The 23,216-nt window shown below is 66.8% G+C and carries 16 protein-coding genes and 1 tRNA gene; 8 read left to right on the plus strand and 9 right to left on the minus strand.

The annotated features are described in order from the left end of the window. Positions 1–49: 49 nt before the first annotated feature. Together IGS74_RS01430 and IGS74_RS01435 are read left to right on the plus strand one after the other, a co-directional pair. The gene (locus IGS74_RS01430; protein WP_192388769.1) at positions 50–1,621 is read left to right on the plus strand and encodes a GMC family oxidoreductase; all 1,572 of its coding nucleotides are present in this window, start codon (positions 50–52) and stop codon (positions 1,619–1,621) included. Next, on the plus strand, positions 1,618–2,394 hold the full coding sequence (locus IGS74_RS01435) for an SDR family NAD(P)-dependent oxidoreductase (protein WP_192388771.1): 777 nt from the start codon (positions 1,618–1,620) through the stop codon (positions 2,392–2,394). The genes IGS74_RS01430 and IGS74_RS01435 overlap by 4 nt, the downstream gene beginning before the upstream one ends. Positions 2,395–2,400: 6 nt before the next feature. Here the strand turns inward: IGS74_RS01435 and IGS74_RS01440 are convergent, their stop codons facing one another. Then, on the minus strand, positions 2,401–3,933 hold the full coding sequence (locus tag IGS74_RS01440) for an acyl-CoA carboxylase subunit beta (protein WP_039194627.1): 1,533 nt from the start codon (positions 3,931–3,933) through the stop codon (positions 2,401–2,403). Between the two features lie 125 nt (positions 3,934–4,058). Here IGS74_RS01440 and IGS74_RS01445 point away from each other — a divergent pair, with 125 nt between their 5' ends. The 6 genes from IGS74_RS01445 to IGS74_RS01470 all read left to right on the plus strand — a co-directional run bounded on the left by IGS74_RS01445 (position 4,059) and on the right by IGS74_RS01470 (position 12,562). Continuing rightward, on the plus strand, positions 4,059–5,735 hold the full coding sequence (locus IGS74_RS01445; RefSeq protein WP_192388773.1) for a thiamine pyrophosphate-dependent enzyme: 1,677 nt from the start codon (positions 4,059–4,061) through the stop codon (positions 5,733–5,735). Between the two features lie 17 nt (positions 5,736–5,752). Further along, the gene (locus IGS74_RS01450; protein WP_192388775.1) at positions 5,753–7,417 is read left to right on the plus strand and encodes an alpha/beta-hydrolase family protein; all 1,665 of its coding nucleotides are present in this window, start codon (positions 5,753–5,755) and stop codon (positions 7,415–7,417) included. A 155-nt stretch (positions 7,418–7,572) separates the two neighbouring features. Beyond that, complete coding sequence (locus IGS74_RS01455; protein WP_348641900.1) at positions 7,573–8,808, plus strand: imelysin family protein; 1,236 nt, start codon at positions 7,573–7,575, stop codon at positions 8,806–8,808. 33 nt (positions 8,809–8,841) lie between these two features. Further along, positions 8,842–10,371 (plus strand): di-heme oxidoredictase family protein, encoded by a 1,530-nt coding sequence (locus IGS74_RS01460; RefSeq protein ID WP_192388777.1) that lies wholly within the window; start codon positions 8,842–8,844, stop codon positions 10,369–10,371. Next, a complete protein-coding gene (locus IGS74_RS01465; protein WP_192388779.1) occupies positions 10,371–11,474 on the plus strand; it encodes an imelysin family protein in 1,104 nt (367 codons plus the stop codon). The genes IGS74_RS01460 and IGS74_RS01465 overlap by 1 nt, the downstream gene beginning before the upstream one ends. Then, positions 11,471–12,562, plus strand: coding sequence for a DUF1513 domain-containing protein (locus tag IGS74_RS01470; protein ID WP_246723212.1), 1,092 nt, complete (start codon positions 11,471–11,473; stop codon positions 12,560–12,562). Before IGS74_RS01465 ends, IGS74_RS01470 begins: the two co-directional genes overlap by 4 nt. 9 nt (positions 12,563–12,571) lie before the next feature. Here the strand turns inward: IGS74_RS01470 and IGS74_RS01475 are convergent. The 8 genes from IGS74_RS01475 to fdnG form a co-directional block, all read right to left on the minus strand. After that, positions 12,572–12,667, minus strand: a tRNA-Sec gene (locus IGS74_RS01475). A gap of 82 nt (positions 12,668–12,749) precedes the next feature. After that, entirely contained in the window at positions 12,750–13,898 is a 1,149-nt protein-coding gene (locus IGS74_RS01480) for an HPP family protein (protein WP_192388781.1), read from the minus strand. 188 nt (positions 13,899–14,086) lie between these two features. Next, positions 14,087–16,006, minus strand: a complete 1,920-nt coding sequence (gene selB, locus IGS74_RS01485) for a selenocysteine-specific translation elongation factor (protein ID WP_192388783.1) — start codon at positions 16,004–16,006, stop codon at positions 14,087–14,089. Beyond that, positions 16,003–17,391 carry an L-seryl-tRNA(Sec) selenium transferase gene (gene selA / locus IGS74_RS01490; protein WP_192388785.1) on the minus strand — a complete coding sequence of 463 codons (1,389 nt, stop codon included), beginning with the start codon at positions 17,389–17,391 and terminating at the stop codon, positions 16,003–16,005. The genes selB and selA overlap by 4 nt, the downstream gene beginning before the upstream one ends. Position 17,392: 1 nt before the next feature. Then, entirely contained in the window at positions 17,393–18,298 is a 906-nt protein-coding gene (gene fdhE, locus IGS74_RS01495) for a formate dehydrogenase accessory protein FdhE (RefSeq protein ID WP_192388787.1), read from the minus strand. A 45-nt stretch (positions 18,299–18,343) separates the two neighbouring features. After that, a complete protein-coding gene (locus tag IGS74_RS01500; protein ID WP_246723217.1) occupies positions 18,344–19,051 on the minus strand; it encodes a formate dehydrogenase subunit gamma in 708 nt (235 codons plus the stop codon). A 19-nt stretch (positions 19,052–19,070) separates the two neighbouring features. Then, positions 19,071–20,036 carry a formate dehydrogenase subunit beta gene (gene fdxH, locus IGS74_RS01505; protein WP_281413029.1) on the minus strand — a complete coding sequence of 322 codons (966 nt, stop codon included), beginning with the start codon at positions 20,034–20,036 and terminating at the stop codon, positions 19,071–19,073. Positions 20,037–20,049: 13 nt separating this feature from the next. Then, positions 20,050–23,130 carry a formate dehydrogenase-N subunit alpha gene (gene fdnG, locus IGS74_RS01510; protein ID WP_156122382.1) on the minus strand — a complete coding sequence of 1,027 codons (3,081 nt, stop codon included), beginning with the start codon at positions 23,128–23,130 and terminating at the stop codon, positions 20,050–20,052. Positions 23,131–23,216 lie beyond the last annotated feature (86 nt).

Raw genomic sequence — 23,216 nt, forward strand, 5'->3', positions numbered from 1 at the left:
TTTTCAATATCTCGTTTCCGGAACTTACGCAGAGGGCGGTTTTCCTGCCATGGACGACGACGTCGTTTCACACGTCTGGGACATTATCGTGATCGGGTCCGGTGTCGGGGGCGGCACGATCGGCCGCAGCCTGGCGGAATCCGGGCTGTCCGTCCTTTTCCTGGAAAAGGGGACCGCAGGCTACCGCCGCGAAGAGACCCCGCTCGACACGATTTTCCTCGACGATCCGGAGCAGCGCCTTGTGCGCGGCTTCTGGCCGGACAAGGTCTCGGCGGATCTGTCCGGGGTGCGGCGCGACTTCTATGCGCCGCTCGGCGCGGGCGTCGGTGGAACCTCCGTCTTCTATGCCGCGACGCTGGAGCGACCGGAGCCGCACGATCTCGACGAAGACGAGGCCCACCCGCATCCCACCGGCGGCTGGCCAGTCTCGTTCCGCGAGATGCTGCCCTGGTTCGACGCGGCGCAACGCCTGTATCGCGTACAGGGCAGCCCTGTACCGGACGAAGCCTTTCCGGCGCCGAACGTGAGACTGCCCGCCCCGCCCTCGCAGGGCGACAAGGCGATCATGACCCGGATGCAGGCGGCCGGTCTCCATCCGTACCAGCTCCACTCGGCCATAGCCGAACCCACCACCTGCCAGAATTGCGCCGGCCGCAAATGCCCGCGCCCATGCAAGATGGACGGGCGGTCGGCAGGGGTGGAGCCGGCCATCGCCACCGGCAAGGCCACCGTGCTCGAACGCTGCGAGGTGGTGGAACTGAAGGCGGGCAGCGATGCCGTGAATGGTGTCGTCGCACGCCATCGCGGACGCACCGTCACGCTGACGGGCCGGCATGTCGTGCTGGCGGCGGGGGCCCTGTCGTCGCCGCGGCTCCTGCTCGACTCGGTCTCGGACGTCTGGCCGGACGGCGTCGGGAACCGTCACGACCTGGTCGGCCGCAATCTGATGTTTCATCTCAACGAGATTTTCGCCCTCTTTCCCAAACGGAGCGAGGCTTATGCCGAGGCCAGCAAATCCGTCGGCTTCCGGGATCTCTATTTCCGCGACGGCGTCCGCTACGGCATGGTCCAGTCCATGGGCCTCAATGCCGGCTTCGGCGCCATCGCGCACCATCTCAAATTGATGGGAGACCGCTCGGTGCTCCGCGCCCTGCCGGGCCGCGCCAAGGCGACCAGCGCCATAGCGGCCGCCGTCGCGCCGATTCTCGGACAGGCCAAGATGTTCGTGGGCCTGCTGGAGGATCTTCCCTACCGCAGCAATCGCGTTGTGCGGACTGTCGATGCGTCGGGCCGCATCCAGATCGAGTATGGCTTCGCGCCCGAACTCCTGGAGCGCCGGCAAAGCTTCCGCCAGCTCATCCGCAGATCCGTTCCCGGCCTGCGCAGCATATTCCTGACGCACGAGCCCGAGCCCAATTTCGGCCATCCCAGCGGCACGCTGTGCATGGGCAGAACCGCCGCCGACAGCGTCGTCGACCGCGATTGCCGCGTCCACGGGATGCGCAATCTCTGGGTTGCGGACGCTTCCTTCATGCCGACGTCGATGGGGGTCAACCCAAGCCTCACCATCGCCGCGAACGCCTTGCGCGTCGCCAACTCGATCAAGGAATCCATGCGATGAGCGAAGTCGCGCACGAAGTGGTCGTGCTGACAGGGGCCGGTGTCGGCCTTGGCCGCGCCATGGCATCCGAACTGACCCGCAAGGGCCGGCGCGTCGCCGGTTTCGCCCGCACCGCGGACGCCCTGGAGGAAACGCGGCGGCTGTGTGCACGGCCCGAGCTGTTCCTGCCCATCACCTGCGACGTCGCCGACGAAGCGGCCACGCGGGCGGCTTTTGCCCATGTGCGCGATGTCGCGGGACCGGTGATGCGGCTGATCAACAACGCCGCGGTCTATCCGAGAGGCGACCTGTTGAGCGAGCCGCCGTCGCACATCATGGACTGCGTGGCCGTCAACCTCGGCGGCATGGTCAATTGCGCGCTGATGGCGCTTGCCGACATGACTGAGGCCGGCCATGGACGGATACTGAACGTCTCGACATTCGCCGATCTTGCGCCGCTGCCGGGAAGTTCGGCCTATTCCGTCTCCAAGGGAGCGGCCCGGATCTTCACGCGGGCCCTGATCGCCGACGTCTGCGACCGCTTTCCGCGGATCGTCATCAACGACTGGATGCCAGGCCAGTTGGCGACGCGGATGGGGCTGGCGGACGGGCTCGACCCGGCCGTCTCGGCGCACTGGGGCGTGGCGCTGGCGCTCAGCGACGACCCCAGCCTGACCGGTTCGATCTTCGAGCGCGACGCCGAGCAGCTTCCCCCACGATCGCTGAAGCGCCGCCTGGTAGAGCGGGTGACGCTGCAGCGCGCGCCGGCCGCGCGCCGGCTCCTGCCTGCCTGAAGAGCGTCAGAGCGGAATGTTGTCGTGCTTGCGCCAGGGCTGCTCCTGCTTCTTGGAGCGCAGCATGGCGAAGGCGCGCGCCACCCTCCTGCGCGAGGAGTGCGGCATGATGACCTCATCCACGAAGCCGCGTTCGGCCGCGACGAAGGGATTGGCGAACCGCTCCTCGTACTCCTGCGTCCGTCGGGCGATGGCCTCCGGGTCCTTGAGCTCCGAGCGATACAGGATCTCGGCCGCGCCCTTGGCGCCCATCACGGCGATCTCGGCGGTCGGCCAGGCGTAGTTGATATCCGCTCCGATATGCTTGGATGCCATGACGTCGTAGGCCCCGCCATAGGCCTTGCGCGTAATCAGCGTCACCATGGGCACGGTCGCCTCGGAATAGGCGAAGAGCAGCTTGGCGCCGTGCTTGATCACGCCGCCATGTTCCTGCGCGGTCCCCGGCAGGAAGCCCGGCACGTCCACCAATGTCAGGATGGGGATGGAGAAGGCATCGCAGAACCGCACGAAGCGGGCTGCCTTGCGCGATGCGTCGATGTCCAGGCAACCGGCCAGCACCATCGGCTGGTTGGCGACGACGCCGACCGTCCGTCCCTCCAGCCGGATGAAGCCGATCAGGATGTTGCGGGCGAAGTCGGCCTGCAACTCGAAGAAGTCGCCCTCGTCGGCCAGCGCCAGCACCAGCTCCCGCATGTCGTAGGGCTTGGCCGCATTGTCGGGAACCAGCGTGTCGAGCCGCATTTCCAGCCGGGCCGGATCATCGGTCGACGGGCGCTCGGGCGGCGCCTGCCGATTGTTCAACGGCAGGAAGTCGAAGAAGCGGCGCGTCGCCTCCAGGGCCTCGACGTCGTTTTCGAAGGCCGCGTCGGCGACCGAGGATTTGCGGGTGTGCGTGGAGGCGCCGCCCAGCTCTTCCGCGGTGACGGTTTCGTTCGTCACGGTCTTCACCACGTCCGGCCCGGTGACGAACATGTAGGAGGAATCGCGCACCATGAAGATGAAGTCGGTCATCGCCGGGGAATAGACCGCGCCGCCGGCACACGGCCCCATGACGAGGGATAGCTGCGGCACGACGCCCGAGGCCTCGGCATTGCGGCGGAACACCTCCGCATAGCCTGCGAGAGACGCGACGCCCTCCTGGATGCGCGCCCCGCCGGAATCGTTGAGACCGATGACGGGCGCACCATTGCGCATCGCCATGTCCATGATCTTGCAGATCTTCTGCGCGTGCGTTTCCGAAAGGGAGCCGCCCAGCACGGTGAAATCCTGCGCAAACACATAGGTGAGACGGCCGTTGATCGTGCCCCAGCCGGTCACGACGCCATCGCCCGGCACCTTCTGCGCCGCCATGCCGAAATCGGTGGCGCGGTGGGTGACATACATGTCGAACTCCTCGAAGGAGTTTTCGTCGAGCAGGATATCCAGGCGCTCGCGCGCCGTCAGCTTGCCCTTGGCGTGCTGCGCCGCGACACGCCTTTCGCCACCGCCCGCCCGCGCCTGGGCACGCCGTGCATCGAGCTGTTCCAGTATGGCGCGCATGTTTCCTCCCCGCTCCGGCCTCGATCCGGTTTAGAACAACGCGCAGCGAATTCAAACCTTGTCTCCGTTGCCCGGCAGACGCATAAACTGCCGGTGCAGCGGGCAAGAGGGGGTAGGCACGACGCATGGCGAGAACGGGTGGTCGTTTGTTGGTGGACTGTCTTGCGGCGCAAGGCGTCCGGCGCGTTTTCGGAGTTCCGGGCGAAAGCTATCTCGCCGTGCTCGACGCGCTCTACGATTGCCAACCGTCGATTTCCTTCGTCAATGCCCGCAACGAGGGCGGCGCCAGCTTCATGGCCGAAGCGCATGGCAAGTTGACGGGACAACCGGGCATCGCCTTCGTGACCCGCGGGCCAGGGGCGACCAACGCCGCCATCGGCGTCCATGCCGCCCGCCAGGCCTCGACGCCGATGATCCTTTTCGTCGGCCAGATTCCGCTGGATGTGCGCGGTCGCGAAGCATTCCAGGAGGTCGATTACCGCGCGGTCTTCGGCTCGCTGGCCAAATGGGCGGTCGAGATCGAGCAGGTCGACCGCATACCCGAAATCGTTGCGCGCGCCTTCGCCACGGCGCTTTCCGGGCGCCCCGGCCCGGTGGTCGTGGCGCTGCCGGAAGATGTCCTGGCCGCAACGAGCCACGCGGAGCCGGCGCGCAAGGTGCAGGTTCCGGAGCCTGCCCCGTCCTCGGCCGGCGCGCGGGCGATCGCCGACAGGCTGGCCGGCGCGAGCCGGCCGCTGATCCTGGCCGGGGGCGGCGGCTGGACGACGGACGGGCGCATGGCGCTGGATCAGGTGGCGCGCGCAGCGGGCATTCCCGTGGCGACCGCGTTCCGGTTCAACGACCTCATCGACAACGGCGCGCCGCACTACATCGGAGAGGCCGGCATAGCCATGGCCCCGCATGTGGCCCGCATGATCCGCGAGGCCGACGTGATCCTGGCCGCAGGCATACGCTTCGGCGAGATGACCACCGGCGATTACAGCCTCTTCGACGCGCCGAACACGCGCCAGTACCTGATTCACGCTCATGCATCGGATGCCGAGATCGGCAAGATCTATCAGGCCGACATGCCTGTGCAGTCCGGGCCCAACGCCCTGTTTGCCGCGCTTGCCGACCTTCCCTGCGGTGGGGCGCGGCAGACGGGCTGGACGCAGGAGGGCCGCGCCGCCTACGAGGCCGCGCTCGCCTGCCCCGAGCAGCCCGGCAGCGTCGACATGGGCCGCGTGATGGAGCATCTGCGTTCCGTGCTGCCGCCGGACGTGATCCTGACCAACGGAGCGGGCAATTTCGCCACCTGGCCCGGCCGTTACTTTCCGCTGCCCGCCGGGGCCCGTCTGCTGGCGCCACAAAGCGGCGCCATGGGCTATGGCCTGCCGGCAGCCATTGCAGCTAAGCTGGAAGCACCCGGGCGCACCGTGGTCTGCTTTGCCGGCGACGGCGACATCCAGATGAACTGCCAGGAACTGGCGACGGCGCGCCAGGCCGGCGCCGCGCCGATCGTTCTGGTTCTCAACAATGGCAGCTACGGCACCATCCGGATGCACCAGGAGCGGACCTTTCCCGGTCGCGTCTCCGCGACGGACCTTGCCAACCCCGACTTCGTCCAGCTTGCCGAGGCATTCGGTTTCCACGGCGAGCGCGTCAGTCACACAAGCGATTTCGCCTCCGCCTTCGAACGCGCCGCGTCGGCGCCGGGCGGCGCCCTGATCGAACTCGTCATCGATGTCGAGGCGCTGACACCGCGCCAGACACTGAGCCAGATGCGTCAGGCTGCGCTTGCGCGCGTTGACGCCGCCGGCTGACCGAAACGGAGGCGCGCATGGCGGTTCACAGCGAGCAATCCCGGTGGCGCTGGCGAAGGCTGGGCCTTTCCATGCCCGGGATCGTGCTCGGCCTCCTGTTCTTTGCCGCATCCCTGACCCCGAGCCTCCTGCCGCGCGGACCGCTCGTGCAGGGGGCGCTGTCGGGTGCCTCCTTTGCTGCCGGTTATGCCGTCGGGGTCTTCATCCACTGGCTTTGGGCCTACCTGCAACTGCCGGAGCCGGAGCACAGGCACGCCCGGGCGCTCCGCATCGCCGGAGGCGTGCTGGCCCTGCCGGCCGTCGCCCTGACGCTGTGGAAAGCCGCCGAATGGCAGAATTCGGTTCGTCAGGTGATGGGGCTGGAGCCGCTCGACACCGCGCATCCGCTGCAGGTCGGGGCGGTGGGGCTGCTCGTCTTCCTTGCGCTGCTTGCGCTGGCGCGCCTGTTCGGCGTCATCATGCGGCTGCTGCGGGCCCGCCTCAAGCGGCTCCTGCCGCCAAGGGTCGCCCAGGTGCTGGCCACAGGCCTGACGGTCTTCGCCTTCTGGTACGTCTTCAACGGGGTCATCTTCCATCAGGCGCTGCGTCTTGCCGACAGCTCGTTCCGCGAGCTGGATTCCCATATCGATGCCGAAAGCGCCCCACCGGACGACCCCTTCCGCACCGGCAGCGCCCAATCGCTCGTGTCGTGGGAAAGCCTCGGCGCGCGCGGCCGCGAATACATCGCAAGCGGGCCACGGGCGGCCGAGATCGGCGATTTCTTCGGCGCGCTGGCGCAAGACCCCATCCGCGTCTATGTGGGATTGAACTCACGCGAGACCGTCGAGGAGCGGGCAACCCTTGCCCTGCAGGAGATGCTGCGCGTGGGTGCCTTCGAGCGATCGGCGCTCGTGGTGATCGTGCCCACCGGCACCGGCTGGATCGACCCGGCCGGCGCCGACACGCTGGAATATTTGCATCGGGGCGACATCGCCTCCGTCGCCCTGCAATATTCCTACCTCACGAGCTGGCTGTCGCTGATGGTGGAGCCCGGCTACGGAGCCGAGGCGGGACGGGCCCTGTTCCAGAAAGTCTATGCGCACTGGACGGGCCTGCCGCCCGGAGAACGCCCGCGCCTCTATCTCTACGGCCTCAGCCTCGGGGCGATGAACTCCGAACTGTCGACCGACCTCTACGAAGTCGTCGCGGACCCCTTCGACGGCGCTCTCTGGTCCGGCCCGCCCTTCACCAGCCGCACCTGGCGGATGGCGACGGATGCGCGCGTGCCGGGCACGCCCGAATGGTTGCCGCGCTTCCGCGATGGCTCGATCATCCGCTTCACCGCACAGGCAAACAATCTCCATGCGGCCAGCGCGCCGTGGGGACCCATCCGGATCGTCTACCTGCAATATGCGAGCGATCCGGTCACCTTTTTCGCACCCTCCAGCTTCTACCGCGAGCCGGACTGGATGAAGGCGCCGCGCGGACCGGATGTCAGCCCGGCGCTGCGCTGGTTTCCCATCGTCACCGGCCTGCAACTGGCAGCCGACATGATGCTGGCGACGACGGCCCCCATCGGATACGGCCATCTCTATGCGCCCGAGCATTACATCGACGCCTGGATCGAAGTGACGCAGCCTCCGCCCATCGACGCCGACACCGTCGCGCGGCTCAAAGCCTTGCACGCCGCACGGTTTCGCTGAGCCCCCATGTCGATTCTGGAATAGTTCTATATTTATGATGAATTGACACAAGTTTGTGATTGCGCCATTAGCAGAGCTCCGGCGCCCGCGATCCCGGGCTCGTTCGTGAGGAGGCGGCATTGGCGCGCAAACATTCCTTGTCCGCTGTTTCGGCGATCTGCATTCTGGCATTCGCGACCCAGTCCGGCGCCGCGGCGCCCGAGCCGCAGGCCGTCATACGGCATTACGCCGACATGGCCCTCGCCAAGTACGAGGACTCGCTCACGACCGCCAAGGCGCTCGACGCCGCGGTGGACGTGCTGATCGCCAGGCCCTCCCAGGAAACGCTGGACGCAGCGCGCAGCGCCTGGAAGGCTTCCCGCATTCCATATCAGCAATCCGAGGTGTACCGCTTCGGCAATCCCGTCGTGGATGCATGGGAAGGCCGGGTCAACGCGTGGCCGCTGGATGAGGGGTTGATCGACTATGTCGATCCCGCCTACGGCACGGAAAGCGACAGCAACCCCTATTACGTCGCCGACGTCATCGCCAATCCATCGGCGACGATCAACGGCGAGACGCTGGACATGAGCGAGCTGACCCCGGACAGCATCGCCGGCCTGCAGGAAGCGGGCGAAGTGGAGGCCAACGTCGCCACCGGCTATCACGCGATCGAATTTCTGCTGTGGGGACAGGATCTGAACGGGACCGGCCCCGGCGCCGGCAACCGCCCGTACACCGATTACGACCCGGCCAACTGCACGCATGGCAATTGCGACCGGCGCGCCGCCTATCTGAAGGCCGCAACGGACCTCCTGGTGGCCGACCTGGAAGAGATGGTGGCCAACTGGCAGCCGGGGGGCGCGGCGGAAAGCGTCGTCATGGGCGACCCGAAGGTCGGTCTGCGCGCGGCGCTGACGGGCATGGGCTCGCTGTCCTATGGCGAGTTGGCCGGCGAGCGGATGAAGCTTGGCCTGATCCTCCACGACCCGGAAGAAGAGCATGACTGCTTCTCCGACAATACCCACGCCTCGCACCTCAACGACGCCGTCGGCATCGCCTCGGCCTATACCGGCCGCTATACGCGCGTGGACGGCACACAGATGACCGGGCCGTCGATCTCCGACCTCGTCACGGCGAAGGACCCGGCACTGGACGCGGAGATGCGCGGCAAGCTCGACGTCACGCTGGCGGCCATGAATGCCATGGCTGCCCGCGCCGAGGGCGGGGAAGCTTACGACCAGATGATCGGCGAGGGCAACGAAGCCGGCAACGCGGCCGTGCAGGCGGCCATCGACGGGCTTATAGACCAGACCCGCAGCATCGAGCGTGTCGTCGCGGCCGTGGATCTCGGCCAGGTCGAGATCGAAGGATCGGACAGCCTCGATAATCCGGACGCGGTCTTCGAATAGGCCGCGGGGCCCAATCGGTCGCCAGCCATCGCCATGCGCCGTATCGTCGCCCTTGTCGCCTGCCCTTTCGCCGCCTGGCTCGTGCTGGCCGCAGCCGCGCCTGCGCGGCCCGGCCTGCCCCTGTTTCCCGAACGGAGCGACGTGTCCGCAAAGGACAGGGCGCGCATCGAGGCGGTGACCCGCCCGACGAAGGATTTCACCAGGCCGGAGCGGTTCGAGGCGATGTCGGGCGGGGCCGGCACGACGACGGCACCGATCAATGCCGACTCCTTCTCGCACTTCTCCACCAACATCACCTTCGAGGAGGAGGAGCAGTTCAAGCTCGGCAACGCGCTGTTCCGGAAATTCTGGGTGTCCGCCCCCTCCTCCACGCAGGCATCGGACGGACTGGGGCCCTTCTTCAACGCGCGCTCCTGCCAGAGCTGCCATCTCAAGGATGGACGCGGCAAGCCGCCCGAAGGCGGCGAGACGTTGTCGATGTTCCTGCGCCTCGCCGGTCCGCCAGGCACCGCGCAGGAACGGCGGGACGTCGCCGAGTACCGGCGCCTCAACGTCCCCGACCCCGTTTATGGCGAGCAGTTGCAGGAGTTCGCCGTGCCGGGCCTGCCGGCGGAAGGCAGCATGCAGGTCTCCTACGAACAGGAGCCGTTCCGCTTCGCCGACGGCGAAACCGCCTCCCTGCGACGCCCTGCATATTCTGTCGCCGGCCTTGCCTATGGGCCGCTCGCCGACGGCACGACACTGTCCCCGCGCATCGCCAATCCGATGATCGGGATGGGGCTGATCGAGGCCATAGCGGCGGGGGATATCCTGGCCCATGCCGATCCGGACGATGCCGACGGCGATGGCATTTCGGGCCGCCCCGCCATCGTCCGCGATCACCGCAACGAAGAGATCGTGCTTGGGCGTTTCGGATGGAAGGCGCAGAACGGCTCGATCCGCGACCAGGCGGCCAGTGCCTTTGCCGGCGATATCGGCATATCCACGCCGGATGTGCCACGCAGCCACGGCGACTGTTCCGAGCGCCAACCCGCCTGCATCGCGATGCCGGATGGCGTCCAGCCACGCCTGGGCGATACGGAAGCCCCCGATCCCGTCATGGACCTGGTAACCTTCTATTCCAAGAACCTTGCCGTGCCGCGCCGCCGCGATGTCGACGATCCGACCGTCCTGCAAGGCAAGCACCTGTTCTACGACAGCGGATGCCCGGCCTGCCATGTGCCGAAATTCGTCACCAGCCGGCAGGCCGACAACAAGGCGCAGGCATTCCAGCTGATCTGGCCCTACTCCGACTTCCTGCTGCACGATATGGGCGACGGGCTCGCGGACGGGCAACAGGTCGGCATGGCGAGCGGCCGGGAATGGCGCACGCCACCCTTATGGGGCGTCGGCCTGACCGAAACGGTCAGCGGCCACAGCTTCTTCCTGCATGACGGACGGGCCCGCAACCTGACCGAGGCGATCCTGTGGCACGGGGGCGAGGCCGCCACCGCACGTGACGCCTTCGCCGCCATGCCGTCAGACGATCGTGCGGCCCTTCTTCGCTTTTTGGAGTCCCTGTGATGCGCCTTCTTCACGCCGTCGCCCTGCTGGCCTTCATATCGACGGCCGCCAGCGCCCAGGAGGGGGCAAGCGCCCCGCCGCCGCCGCTTGTCCCGGAAACGGTCGTCGCCATCCTGGAAAAGGCGGTCGATGGCGCGATCCGGCCGGGTTACGCAGCCTTTTCCGACAGCACGGAGCGGCTCGGCGCCGGCCTGCGCGCGCTGTGCGATGCGCCGTCCGCGACAACGCTCGATTCCGCGCGGGCCGCCTTCAAGGCGACGGCCGCGCAATGGGCCCGGATCGAGATCGTCCGGGCGGGACCGGTGCTGCAGGACAACCGCTTCGAGCGGATCCTCTATTATCCGGACCGCAAGGGGCTGGGTCTGCGGCAGGTGCAGGCGCTCCTTGCCGAACAGGATGCGTCCGTGCTGGCGGTCGGCGCCCTTGAAGGCAAGAGCGTCGCCGTGCAGGGTTTGGGCGCGCTGGAGTTCGTCCTCTTCGGCACCGGCTCGGACGGCCTCGCGACGCAGACGGAGCCGTATCGCTGCCGCTACGGCGTCGCTGTTGCGGACAATGTCGCCAGGATCGCGCGGCAGTTGGACGAGGCCTGGGCCGCGCCGGATGGGATCGCGGCGGTCTGGACGCGGCCGGGGGCTGAGAACCCCCAGTTCCGCAGCGTCGAGGAAGCGGCAACCGGTCTGCTCGGCTTGCTCGTGCATGGCGCGGAAGCAGTGCGCGACCAGCGCATCGAAGGCTTCTACCGGGGTTCCGACAAGGCGCCGATCCCCAGGCAGGCATTGTTCTGGCGCAGCGGCAGCACCTTCACGATGATTTCCGGCAATATCGACGGGTTGCGCACCCTGTTCGATGCATCCGGCATGGGTGCGCTTCTGGGCCGGGACCAACTCGGAACGGTGGACAGCATCCATTTCCTGATGGCCAACATGGAGCGTGTTTCCAATGCCGCCGACCCGGACATCGAGGCGTTGACGGCCGATGCGAAGGGACGCGGGCAGATGGAATACCTGCTTGTCGCCGGCAAGGATCTCATCCTGCGCTTCAATGACGAACTGGGGGGTGCCATCGGCCTGTCCGCCGGCTTCTCCTTCCAGGACGGAGACTGACGCAGGTGGCCCAGCGCCAGCTTCTCGACAGGCGCGCCTTCATGGGCGCTGCGGGTGCCGGCTTCCTGATGACGCTCGGGCCACGCGCCGCGCTGGCGCTGGCCCGCACCGACGCCGTCTTCGCCTCGGCGTTCCGCGCGCCGGATGGCAGCTTCGGTGTCGCAACCATGACGGAGCGGGGCGAGATCGTGGACAGGGCCCGGCTGCCGGATCGCGCCCACGGCATGGCCGCATGCCGGGCCACCGGCCGGATGGTGGCATTTGCGCGCCGGCCGGGCACCTTCGCAGTGATCTTCGACAAGAATGCTTCGGGCGAGCCGGCCGTGATCGCCACGCCGGAGGGTCGGCACTTCTTCGGCCATGGCGAGTTCTCCGCCGACGGGCGCATCCTCTTTGCAAGCGAGAACGACTTCGAGGCGGGGCGCGGCGTCATCGGCCTGTACGACACGACATCGTCGTTCCGCCGCATCGCCGAGTTCGATGCCCATGGCATCGGCACCCACGATATCGGCGTCAGCCCGGACGGCCGCTTCCTTGCCATCGCCAATGGCGGCATCGAAACCCATCCGGATTTCGGCCGCACAAAACTCAATCTCGACAGGATGCAGCCATCGCTGGTGCTGCTGGATGCACGCAGCGGCGCGCTGGTGCAGCGGCACGCGCTTCCGCCGGCACTGGCGCGGCTTTCGACACGGCATCTTGCGTTCGCAGACGGCGGCCGTATCTGGTTCGCCTGCCAGTTCGAGGGATCGCGCAACGAGACGCCGCCTCTGGCCGGCTATTTCGAGCCGGGGACCGACCCGACCTTCGTGACGCTGCCCGGCGACGTCACGGAGCGGATGGGCCATTACGTGGGCGCCATCGCCACCAACGCGGCGGCCGGACTGGTGGGTCTTTCCTCGCCCAGGGGCAGCCTCGTCCTGCTCGATGCGCGGGACGGACGTCTGCTATCGGAGCACGCCGTCCACGACGCGGCAGGCGTCGCGGCTTCGGCCAGGGCAATAGCTGTTTCCGCTTATGACGGGACGCTGGCGGAAACGACGAGCCCGGTCAACTGGGACCAGCATCTCCTGCGGCTTCCGGATTGACGAGAATGATGGCGGAGGAGAGTGGGAGTCGAACCCACCAAGGACCGGCTCACGGCCCCACCCGGATTTGAAGTCCGGACGCCCCACCAGGGACGATTCTCTTCCATCGCTTCCGAACGCCGGGTCGCAGTCGCGGCAACCGGTGCCGAGACTGCCAGCCGCCACACCTGGGCGTTTCCATCCAGTTTTATGGGGCGCCGGCTGGCGGCGTCAACCGCCCGGCCGCATCGTCAAGCAGCCTGCGCGAAAGAGCGGCGATCAGGTCTGTTTGCGTCACGATGCCTACGATCCGCTCCTTCAGGATCACCGGAAGAGCGTCGACACCCGTCGTGGCGAGTTGGGGGATGGCAACCGATACCCCGCTGTCCGGTGCAACGACCGGGGTGGAAACGGCCATCACGTCGGCTGCCACGGGTTCGTCGCCTCTACGCTTGGCCGGGTTCCACTTTCGGATATCCAACCATTTGCGCGGGTGCCGGTCGGGATAGAGGGCTTGCAGGAGGTGCGAGTGAAAAATGATCCCGAGAAACTCGCCATCGTTCCCAACAACGGGAATGGAGGTGAAGCGATGACGTATGAACAAGCGCGCCACCTCGCTCAGGGGCGTGCCGGGGGAGACGGTGACGAGATCCTTCGACATGATCTCCCCGATCCGAGTGGCGCCGGCGCGGTTGCCGGCGGCCCTCAATTCCGCCGCTCCGATCAGCCTGGCGAGGTCCTCGACGCCCAGGTTCAAGGTTCGCCGGTAGCTTGCGAGAATATCGGCAAGCTCCCCTTCGCTGAGGCCGAGCCGCTCGACGGCTGCCGCGTCAGCCGTTCCGTGGGCGCTATCGCCGCCAAAGGACCTGAGCGGGTAGTGCCGACCCGTCGCACGTGCCCATAGAAGCGCCCAGACCACCAGAACCGCCGTTCCCGAAGCGACGGGAAATAGCGCGAAGCTGAAGCCCAGTGCTTCGAGGTTTCGATAGTTCAGAACGACAGTCATCGCGACCGCCCCGCCGGGCGGGTGAGTTGCCTTCGCCAGGGCCATGGCGACAATGGACAAGCTCACCGCTGCCGGGGCCGCGAACCAGGGGGTCGGCATCAGCTTGCACACCAGTATGGCGACGGACGCCGATATCGCGTTGCCGGCAATGGCCGGCCATGGCTGCGCAAGCGGACTACTGGGAACCGCGAAGACAAGGACGGCCGTCGCCCCGAAGGGAGCGATCAGGTAGACCGTGAGCCATAAGTCCCGCGAGACTGCGAAGGCGACGCAGGCGGCCGCCAGTATGCCGATGCCGGCACCCAGAGCTTCGCGCACCCGAACAGCGGCTGCGGTCGTCAGGATGCTCATGCGCGAACGGGTCGTATCAGGACTTGGAAACATGTTCGGGACCCGTGAATTCCGACCCGTTCTGGCAGATTGCGAGACGGATTGCAGGCAAAGTAAATTCGCTTCTCTGGCCAAGGGTGAAATATTAAACCGTGGCGCGTCGGACGCCCCGCCAGGAGCCATTCGAGGCGCCTTGCCGCGCGGACATCCTAGTCGAACAGGTCCAGCCTGTGCGGGTTCAGCCGGCGCTGATCGCCGCGCCTCAGCGTCAGGCCATGGCGGTCGAAGAATTCGAGGATCTGGATCGCGACCTTGCGCCCATTGTCCAGCCTGTCGCGCAGGTCCGCCGCCGTGAACTGGCCACCGGGCCTGCCGGCGGCGATGTCGCGCATGATCTCGACGATCTCTTTCAGGACGGCCTTCGGAAAGAAGTGGTCGTGCGCCACCTCATAGAGCTGGCCCATGCGCCCAAGGCGCTTCAGCAGCATCCGCATGGAGGCCTCGGATACCGCAAAGCTTTCCGCAAGGTCGCGGGTGCGCGGCGGGCGAAACCGTTCCGTGCCCGAAAGAAGGGGGGCGATCCGCGTCCACAGAGCCTCGTCGGCCTCCGACAGGCGCACCGCGTGGTCGAAAGCGGCAACCCACGCTCCGTCCAGTTTCAAATGCCCGCCATCGCGCAATGTCGCCAGGACCGAGCGGAACACGGGGGCGGGCAGGCGCGGCGCGACCGCCAGCCGCAGCCGCTCCATCCCGATGCCGGGCAAGTCGGGGTTGTCGGCGTGGAACGCCGCCAGGGCCTCCGAAAGCTGCCGGCCGAGAGTGTCGAAGGCCGGCCGTGCCATGATGACGGGCCCGGCGGCGATCTCCACGCAATCCATTGCCGCGACGAGCGCGCTTGCATGGTCGTCGGTCAACGCCCGGTCGCGTGCGAAGGCGGCGATATCGACCGTCTGCGGCGGCAGGGCCAGCAACGCGGACAGCACCGCCCCGGCGTCCGGCGCGGCCATGGCCGACAGGACCGCAAGCCGCTCGGCGGTGCGGCGGCGGCGGGCCGGCGCGCGCAGATCGAGGAAGCGTCCACCGCCCAGCGTGTGGCGGGCGGACGTATCCCGGATGACGAAGCGATCGCCGGCGGCGGCGGCCAGCGGTTTGTCGAGCACCAGTTGCACGAAGCCCGTCTCGCCCGGCCGGATCGGCCGATCGCCCAGCAGCACGATCCGCGCGGCGACATCGGCGGCGGCATGATGCAGGCGAACCGGAAACCATTGCGCCACCGGCCGCTCCGTGCCCGGCAACAGGCTGAGCTCCGCATCGATGCGGTCTGTCGGATGGTCGAGAGCGGGATCGACGATCATGTCGCCGCGCCGTACGGCATTGCGCTCGATCCGGTCGCCGGAAAGGTTGAGCGCGCAGCGGTCGCCGGCCCGGCCCTCGTCGGCCTTCTCGTCCTGCCGATGCAGCGAGCGCAGACGCGCCGCCAGGCCCGTCGGGGACACCGCAAGCGTATCTCCGGTGCGGACAAGGCCGGACAGGACCGTGCCCGTCACCACCGTTCCCGTGCCCGGCAGGACGAAGCTCCGGTCCACGGCCAGGCGGAAGCGCCGGCCGTCGCCGCGCGCCGACGTCATGGCCCCGGCACGCGCTTCCAGGAGGTGCATGATGGATTCCGTGCCCGGCAGGCCGCGCGTCGATGCGGCAATGATGGGCGCGCCATCCAGGAAGCCGCCCGAAACCAGCGCCTGGATTTCCGCGCGCAACGCCTCGATGCGTTTGTCGTCGGCAAGGTCGGCCTTGGACAGCACGATCGCTCCGTCGCGTATGCCGAGCAGCGACAGGATGGCCAGGTGCTCGCGGGTCTGCGGCATGATGCCGTCATCGGCCGCTATGACGAGCAGTGCGAAATCGATGCCGCCCGCCCCTGCCAGCATCGTATGCACGAAACGCTCATGACCCGGCACGTCCACAAAGCCGATGCGCCGTCCATTGCGAAGGGTGGTGTAGGCAAAGCCGAGATCGATGGTGATCCCGCGCTCTCTTTCCTCGCGCAGACGGTCGGTCTCCACCCCGGTCAGCGCGCGGACCAGCGCCGTCTTGCCATGGTCGATGTGCCCGGCCGTGCCGACGATCACGCTTCGGAACTCTTCAGATGGGACAGGTTGGACAGGAAGGCGTGCCGATCCTCCAGGCAACGCAGATCGAGGATCAGGGCTCCATCGCGAAGACGCCCGATCACCGGCCTGGGGAGGGCGCGGAGCGCATCGGCGAGGCGCTCGACCGCGCTCGACGGGCCCTTCGGCCGAAGCGCCAGCCCGGCACTGGGCAAGGTATCGAGGGGCATGGCGCCGGAGCCCACCTGGCTCTCGACATCGACGACGCCCACCGCGCCGTCCGGCAGGACACGCGAGACATCGTCCACGAGCGCGGTGGCCATGGCCGTGATCTCGGCGCGGCTGCGCGCCATCAGGCGCAGGGTGGGCAACCGCTGGGCCAGGCGCGCCGGATCGCGGTAGAGCTTCAAGGTCGCCTCCAGCGCGGCGAGCCGCAGCTTGTCGACGCGCAGGGCCCGCTTCATCGGGTTGCGGTTGATGGCGGCGATGGCGTCCCTGCGACCGACGATGAAGCCGGCCTGTGGGCCACCCAGCAGCTTGTCGCCGGAGAAGGTGACGAGGTCCACGCCCGCATCGATGGCCTCGCGCACGGTCGGCTCGTCGCGCAGGCCGTAGGGCGCAAGATCGATCAGCGTTCCGGAACCGAGATCCTCGACCAGCGGCACGCCGGCCGCCCGTGCCAGCGGCGCCAGCTCGGCAGCCGATACGCTGCTGGTGAAACCCTCCACACGATAATTGGACGTGTGGACCTTCAGCATCATGCCCACACCGTCCTGCCGCAGGGCCTCTTCGTAGTCGCGGCGGTGGGTGCGGTTGGTGGTGCCCACCTCCACGAGCCGCGCGCCGGCGCGCGCCATGATGTCCGGCATGCGGAAGGCCCCGCCGATCTCGATCAGTTCCCCGCGTGAGACGACGACGCCGCGCCCATCCGCAAGGGCGTTGAGTGTCAGGAGAACGGCGGCGGCATTGTTGTTGACGAGCGTCGCATCCTCGGCGCCCGTCAACTCGCAGATCAGGCCGCGCAGATGGTCGTCGCGTTCGCCGCGCCGGCCGCCCGCCAGGTCGTATTCCAGGGCAACGGCCTCGCGCATGGCAGCGACGGCCGCCTCGACGGCTTCCTCGGCAAGCTGCGCCCGGCCGAGATTGGTATGCAGGATGGTCCCAGTCAGGTTGAATACGGGCCTGAGGCTGGACACTGCATCCCGCTCCAGGCGCACCATGGCCGCTCCGGCTATCGCGCCGGGCTCGCGCAGCGTACTGCCGCTCCTGCGGATATCGTCCAGGGCGGCGCGGATGCCGTTCGTCGCCGCCGTCAGCCCGTGGCGCGCAATGGCCGCTTCGGCTTCCGCCGTGCGCAGCACCCTGTCCACCGAAGGCAGGTTCGACAGGCTCGGCCGCTCGACCATGTCAGTAACCCAGCAGGAAGGGGTTGAAGGCGCCGCGCGCGAAACCTTCGCCGCGCATCAATATGTCGATGCCGAGACTTCCCACATCGTCCGCAAGCGGATCGAGCCATCGATCCTTCTGCTGGTTCATGATCTTCACGTAGGAGTGACACTTGTCGCAGGTCTCGGCCTTGATGCTGCCGGGTCCGCCCTCGATCTCCTTGTAGCGGATGCCCTCCGTCGACGAGCAGACCACGCATTTCACCCGCACGTGATGCCACAGCGTGCCGCAGAGTGAACAGGCGCAGAAACGCGCGCCGGCAGCCTCCGGCCAGCCGACGATCACGGATGCGACCGGGGCACCGCCGCAGCACGGGCAGCTTCCGCCCGCCGCCGGGCGGATACGGTCGGCCGGCAGGGCCTGTGCCGCCAGCGTGAACCGGACCTGCAATGCCGCGGCGACATAGGCGTGTTCGGCCATCTCGTGGGCTGGCAGGGAATCCGACAGAACGTTGGCGACACGCTGGGCCAGGCCCTCATGATCGCTCATCACCCGCTGCAGCGCAGCCTGCGCCGCGTCGGGCTTGGGCAACGCACCGACGGCCGCGAACAACCGGTCGGCGATGTCGTGGAACGACGCGTCCGGCGCGTAGCCGGTCCGGTCCAAAGGCGGCATGCCGTATTCGAGGGCGCGCTCGACACCTTCCGGCATCGGGACGGAGACATCGACGGCTGCTGCGGCCTGCGCCTCGGCGATGCCGGCCAGGAAGGCGAGATAAGGGCCGATCCCCTCCGGCTGGGCCAATTGCCGGAAGCGGTCCGCGCGACGGCGGAACAAGGCGAGCGCCTCCGGAAGCCGGACGAAAGGCGGGCTCGCCGCCTCTCCTATATCGGTCATGTCTCCCGCAACGGGGATTCTGCGTGCCATTTCAACTCTCCACGAACCGCACGGGCCACGCGGCTTTCAAAACTGTCAGGCGCCAGGCGGCGCCGTATCCTGTTTTTCGGCATCCTTGCGGCCGCCCGGATGGGCCGCCAGCGCACGAAACCATTTGCGGTGATGCCGCCATGCCCAGCCGCCGCTGACGGTGCCGCGCGTCATCGCGCTCATCGTGCCGGCAACCCAGACCGAGGCATAGACGTGCATGATCCACAGGCAGATGATGGCGATGGCCGCCAGCGAATGCACCATGATGGCGATCCGCCGCACCGGAATGCTGAGCATGGAGGCGAAATAACGCTCCCACACCATCAGCCCCGAAACGATCAGCACGACGATCAGCACCGACATGCCCCAGAAGACCAGCTTCTGACCGGCATTGTACTTGCCGACTTCCGGCAGCTTTTCCTCGTGCCCGCCCAGCACGTCGCCGATCTGCGCCACCCATTGCGCGTCCTCGCGGCGCGGCAGGTTGAGGCGGAAGAAGCGGATGAACAGGATGGAGAAGGACACGAACAGGACGACGCCGATCCACGGATGGATCGCCCTCGTCCACTGCCCTCCGCCGAACAGCGCCGTCAGGAAGAAAAGCGACGGGTGAAACAGCGCAAGACCCGATATCGCCAGCAGGATAAGGCTGACGGCCGTGATCCAGTGATTGATGCGCGCGGCCCGCGTGTAGCGGCTCACGACCACCTGCGGCCGACGCCGCAGCCTGTCGCCGCCATCGATCTCGGCGATGCCCGGATCGCGGATGGGTTCAACCGTCACGTGAGCGGCCCTCCCCGCCTTCGGCCTCGTTCACATAATCGCGTGCCGCTTCGTCATCCTCGCGGCTGACCTTGTTGCGGCCCTTGATGGCGATATGGAGCACGCCGGCCATCGCGGCAAATCCCATGGCTGCGAGGCCGGCATACTTGGTAACGCCTTTCCACGCCTCGACCAGCGGGCTGATGCGCGGGTTGTCCGGCAGGTTGGCGTAGATATGCGGCTTGTCGGCGTGCTGCAGCACGTACATCACATGCGTTCCGCCGACGCCTTCGGGATCGTACAGACCGGCATTGTCGTAGCCGCGCGACTTCAGGTCCTCGATGCGGCCGGCCGCATGCACTTTCATCTCCTCCTTGGTGCCGAAGACGATGGCCTTTGTCGGGCAGGCCTTGGCGCAGGCGGGACCTTGCCCGACCGCGATCCGATCGGAGCAGAGCGTGCATTTGTACGACCGGTTGTCGACCTTGGAGACGCGCGGAATGTTGAAAGGGCATCCCTGGATGCAGTAGCCGCAGCCGATGCAGTTGTCGTGGATGAAGTCCACGACGCCGTTGGAATACTGCACGATGGCGCCGGGTGCCGGACAGGCTTTCAGACAGCCGGGGTCGGCGCAATGCATGCAGCCGTCCTTGCGGATCAGCCATTCGAGGTTTTCCGTCTCCGGGTTCACCCATTCGGTGAACCGCATGAGCGTAAAGGTTTCCGGGGTCAGGTCGTGGGGGTTGTCGTAGACGCCGACATTGATGCCGACTTCCTCGTGCAGATTGTTCCACTCCCAGCAGGCCGACTGGCATGCCTTGCAGCCGATGCACTTGGAGACGTCGATCAGCTTGGCGACCGCCTCGAGCTGGCGCTCGGGCGTCGGCACCCGGGATGCCGAGCGCCGGATATAATCCTGCGGTCCCATCAGCATCTGGGTGTCCGGTGCGACGGGTGGGTTGACGTTGATGGTCATGGCCTTCCCTCCCTCACGATGTCGCCGGTCCGGAGGACCGCTCGATGTTGACCAGGAACGCCTTGAATTCCGGCGTCTCGATATTGGCGTCGCCGACATAGGGCGTCAGCGAGTTGGGGCCGAAGCCCTTCTTGGCCGCGCCCATGAAGCCCCAGTGCAGCGGGATGCCCACCACGTGCACGGTCTTGCCGTCGCAGATCAGCGGTTTGATGCGCTTGGTGACGACGGCCTTGGCGAAGACCGATCCACGCTTCGACCAGACGCGGCACCAGCCGCCCTTGTCGATGCCCTTTTCCGCCGCCAGCTCCTCCGATATCTCCACGAAGAACTCCGGCTGCAGGGCGGCGTTCACCCAGACATGCTTGGTCCAGTAATGGAAATGCTCGGTCAGGCGGTAGGACGTCGCCGCATAGGGGAACTCGTCGGCGTTGCCGAACGTATCGCGATCCGATTCGAAGATCCGTGCCACCGGGTTGCCCCGGATGGCCGGCGCGATGACGTTGGCGATGGGCGCCTCGAAGGGCTCGTAATGCGCGGGGAAGGGACCGTCCCGCATCATGCCCCGCGTGAACAGGCGCGAGACGCCTTCCGGGTTCATGATGAAGGGCCCCACGTCTTCCGGTCGTGACGTCGGCGGAATATCCGGCACGTCATATCCCGCCCAGCGCTCGCCGTTCCACTGGACCAGCGGGCGGGTCTCGTCCCACGGCCGGCCGGACACGTCCGACGAGGCGCGGTTGTAGAGGATGCGCCGGTTGGCCGGCCAGGAGAAGGTCCAGTTCGGGTACAGCCCGACCCCGTCCGGGTCGGTATTGTCGCGCCGGGCCATCATGTTGCCCTGCTCGGTATAGGACCCCGAGAAGATCCAGCAGCCGCAGGCCGTGGAACCGTCATCGCGAAGCGCCGCGAAGCCGGGCAGTTGCTGGCCGGCCGTCGCCACGGTCCGCGTCGGATCCGTCGGATCGGCGAGGTCGGTGACGGCATAGCCGTTCATCTCCCGCGCAAGCTCGGCCGGGCTCGGTTCTTCAGGGTCCTCGTAGTTCCAGGTCAGGTTCAGGATCGGATCCGGGAAGACACCCCCCTCTTCCTGGTAGAGGCGCTTCAGGTACAGAAAGATCTGCGCCATGATCCAGTTGTCGCGCTTGGCGTCGCCCGGCGGGTTCTGAGCCGGCCAGTGCCACTGCAGCCACCGGCCCGAATTGACGAGCGCACCCTCGTCCTCGGCAAAGCAACTGGTCGGAAGCTGGTAGACCTCGGTCTGGATCGACGCGGTGTCGACGTCGTTATACTCGCCGTGATTTTCCCAGAACCGCGCCGTTTCCGTTTCCAGCGGGTCCATGATGACGAGATATTTGAGCTTCGACAGGGACGCTGTGATCTTGCCCCGGTTGGGGAAGGCCAGCAGCGGGTTGAAGCCCTGGCAGAAATAGCCGTGCATCTGCCCCTGCGACATCATCTCGAAGGCCCGCAGGACATCGTAGGCGGGCAGGTCGAGCTTGGGCAGGTAATCGTAGGCGAACTGGTTTTCCGCCGTGGCGGCAGACCCCCACATCGCCTTCAGGAACGACACGATGAACTTGCGATAGTTCTGCCAGTAGCTCACCTGGTTGGGGCGAAGCGGCTTGAACCCGCGCGAGGCCATATAGGTCTCGAAATCCGGTTCCTTTTCCGTGGGTATGTTGAGATAACCTGGAATCAGATTGGACATCAGGCCGATATCGGTCAGCCCCTGGATGTTGGAGTGGCCACGCAGGGCGTTCATTCCGCCACCGCGCACCCCGATATTGCCGAGGATCAGCTGCAGCATCGCCATGCAGCGGATGTTCTGCGACCCCTTCGAATGCTGCGTCCAGCCAAGCGCGTACATGGACGTCATGGTGCGGTCGGGCGTCGAGCACGACGCCATCATCTCCGCCACATGCAGGAACTTGTCGCGCGGAGTGCCGCAGATGCGCTCCACCATCTCGGGCGTGTAGATGGCTACGTGCTGCTTCAGGAGGTTCCAGACGCAGCGCGGATGCGTCAGCGTCTCGTCCGTCTGGGCATAGCCATCCTCGCCGATGACGTAGTCCCAGCTCTCGCGGTCGTACTCCCGCTTCTCCGGGTCGTATCCGGTGAAGAGGCCGTCGCGATACTCGAAGCCGTCCTTGACGATGAAGCTCGCATTGGTGAAGGCGCGCAGGTAATCCCACTGCACCTTGTCGTTCTGCATGCAGTAATTGATGACGCCCAGCAGGAAGGCGATGTCGGAGCCTTGCCGGATCGGCGCGTAATAGTCCGATACGGCCGCCGAGCGCGTGTAGCGCGGATCGACGACGATCAGCTTTGCGCCCCGGTTGGCCTTCGCCTCCGTGACCCATTTGAAGCCGCATGGATGCGCCTCTGCGGCGTTGCCACCCATAATGACGACCAGGTCCGTGTTACGGATGTCCGTCCACGGGTTTGTCATCGCACCACGACCGAAAGTTGGGCCCAAACTGGACACCGTGGGGCCGTGTCAGACGCGCGCCTGATTGTCGAATGCGACCATCCCTGTCGACCGCACGACCTTGTAGGTCTGGAAGGCGGTCTCGTTCGTCGTGGCGGAGGCGGCCAGGAACCCTGTCGTCGTCCATCGATTGACGGTCTGCCCGTTCGCATTGCGCTCGATGAAGTTGGCGTCGCGGTCGTTTTTCATGTGCCGCGCGATGCCGGTCAGCGCCTCGTCCCAGGAAATCTCCTCGAACCGGTCGGAGCCGGGGCGCCGCACCTTCGGTTTCGTCAGCCGCGTCGGCGCCTTGACGAAGTCCAGCAGCGCCGCGCCCTTGGGGCAGAGCGTGCCGCGATTGGTGGGATGGTCGACATCGCCTTCGATGTGGACCACCTCGGCCGACCCGTCGGCCATGTCACCCTTGGAATAAAGGATGATGCCGCAGGCCACCGAGCAGTAGGGGCAGGTGTTGCGCGTTTCCTGTGTGCCGGCAAGCCGGTAGGGCCGCAAGCCCTCGACGAAGGCCGCCTCGGCTTCCGAGAAGCCGAATGCGCCCAGCGTCGTCACCGCGACACCCGCGCCGGCACCCTTCAGGAAGGTGCGTCGCGAGAGCTCCATATTCATTCGTCCGGTGCCTCCATGCTATCCACGTTGTAAGGCGGACCAAGTTTGGAAATATGCTAGGTTGTAGCTATTCCAATGTCAAAGCG

The sequence above is a fragment of the Aureimonas sp. OT7 genome, from assembly GCF_014844055.1.
GTDB classification, from domain to species: Bacteria; Pseudomonadota; Alphaproteobacteria; order Rhizobiales; family Rhizobiaceae; genus Aureimonas; species Aureimonas altamirensis_A.

Coding starts and splice junctions, on each gene's coding strand:
- IGS74_RS01430 (WP_192388769.1), top strand. CDS start 50: ATGGACGACGACGTCGTTTCACACGTCTGGGACATTATCGTGATCGGG.
- IGS74_RS01435 (WP_192388771.1), top strand. CDS start 1,618: ATGAGCGAAGTCGCGCACGAAGTGGTCGTGCTGACAGGGGCCGGTGTC.
- IGS74_RS01440 (WP_039194627.1), bottom strand. CDS start 3,933: ATGCGCGCCATACTGGAACAGCTCGATGCACGGCGTGCCCAGGCGCGG.
- IGS74_RS01445 (WP_192388773.1), top strand. CDS start 4,059: ATGGCGAGAACGGGTGGTCGTTTGTTGGTGGACTGTCTTGCGGCGCAA.
- IGS74_RS01450 (WP_192388775.1), top strand. CDS start 5,753: ATGGCGGTTCACAGCGAGCAATCCCGGTGGCGCTGGCGAAGGCTGGGC.
- IGS74_RS01460 (WP_192388777.1), top strand. CDS start 8,842: ATGCGCCGTATCGTCGCCCTTGTCGCCTGCCCTTTCGCCGCCTGGCTC.
- IGS74_RS01465 (WP_192388779.1), top strand. CDS start 10,371: ATGCGCCTTCTTCACGCCGTCGCCCTGCTGGCCTTCATATCGACGGCC.
- IGS74_RS01480 (WP_192388781.1), bottom strand. CDS start 13,898: ATGAGCATCCTGACGACCGCAGCCGCTGTTCGGGTGCGCGAAGCTCTG.
- selA (WP_192388785.1), bottom strand. CDS start 17,391: ATGGTCGAGCGGCCGAGCCTGTCGAACCTGCCTTCGGTGGACAGGGTG.
- fdhE (WP_192388787.1), bottom strand. CDS start 18,298: ATGGCACGCAGAATCCCCGTTGCGGGAGACATGACCGATATAGGAGAG.
- fdxH (WP_281413029.1), bottom strand. CDS start 20,036: ATGACCATCAACGTCAACCCACCCGTCGCACCGGACACCCAGATGCTG.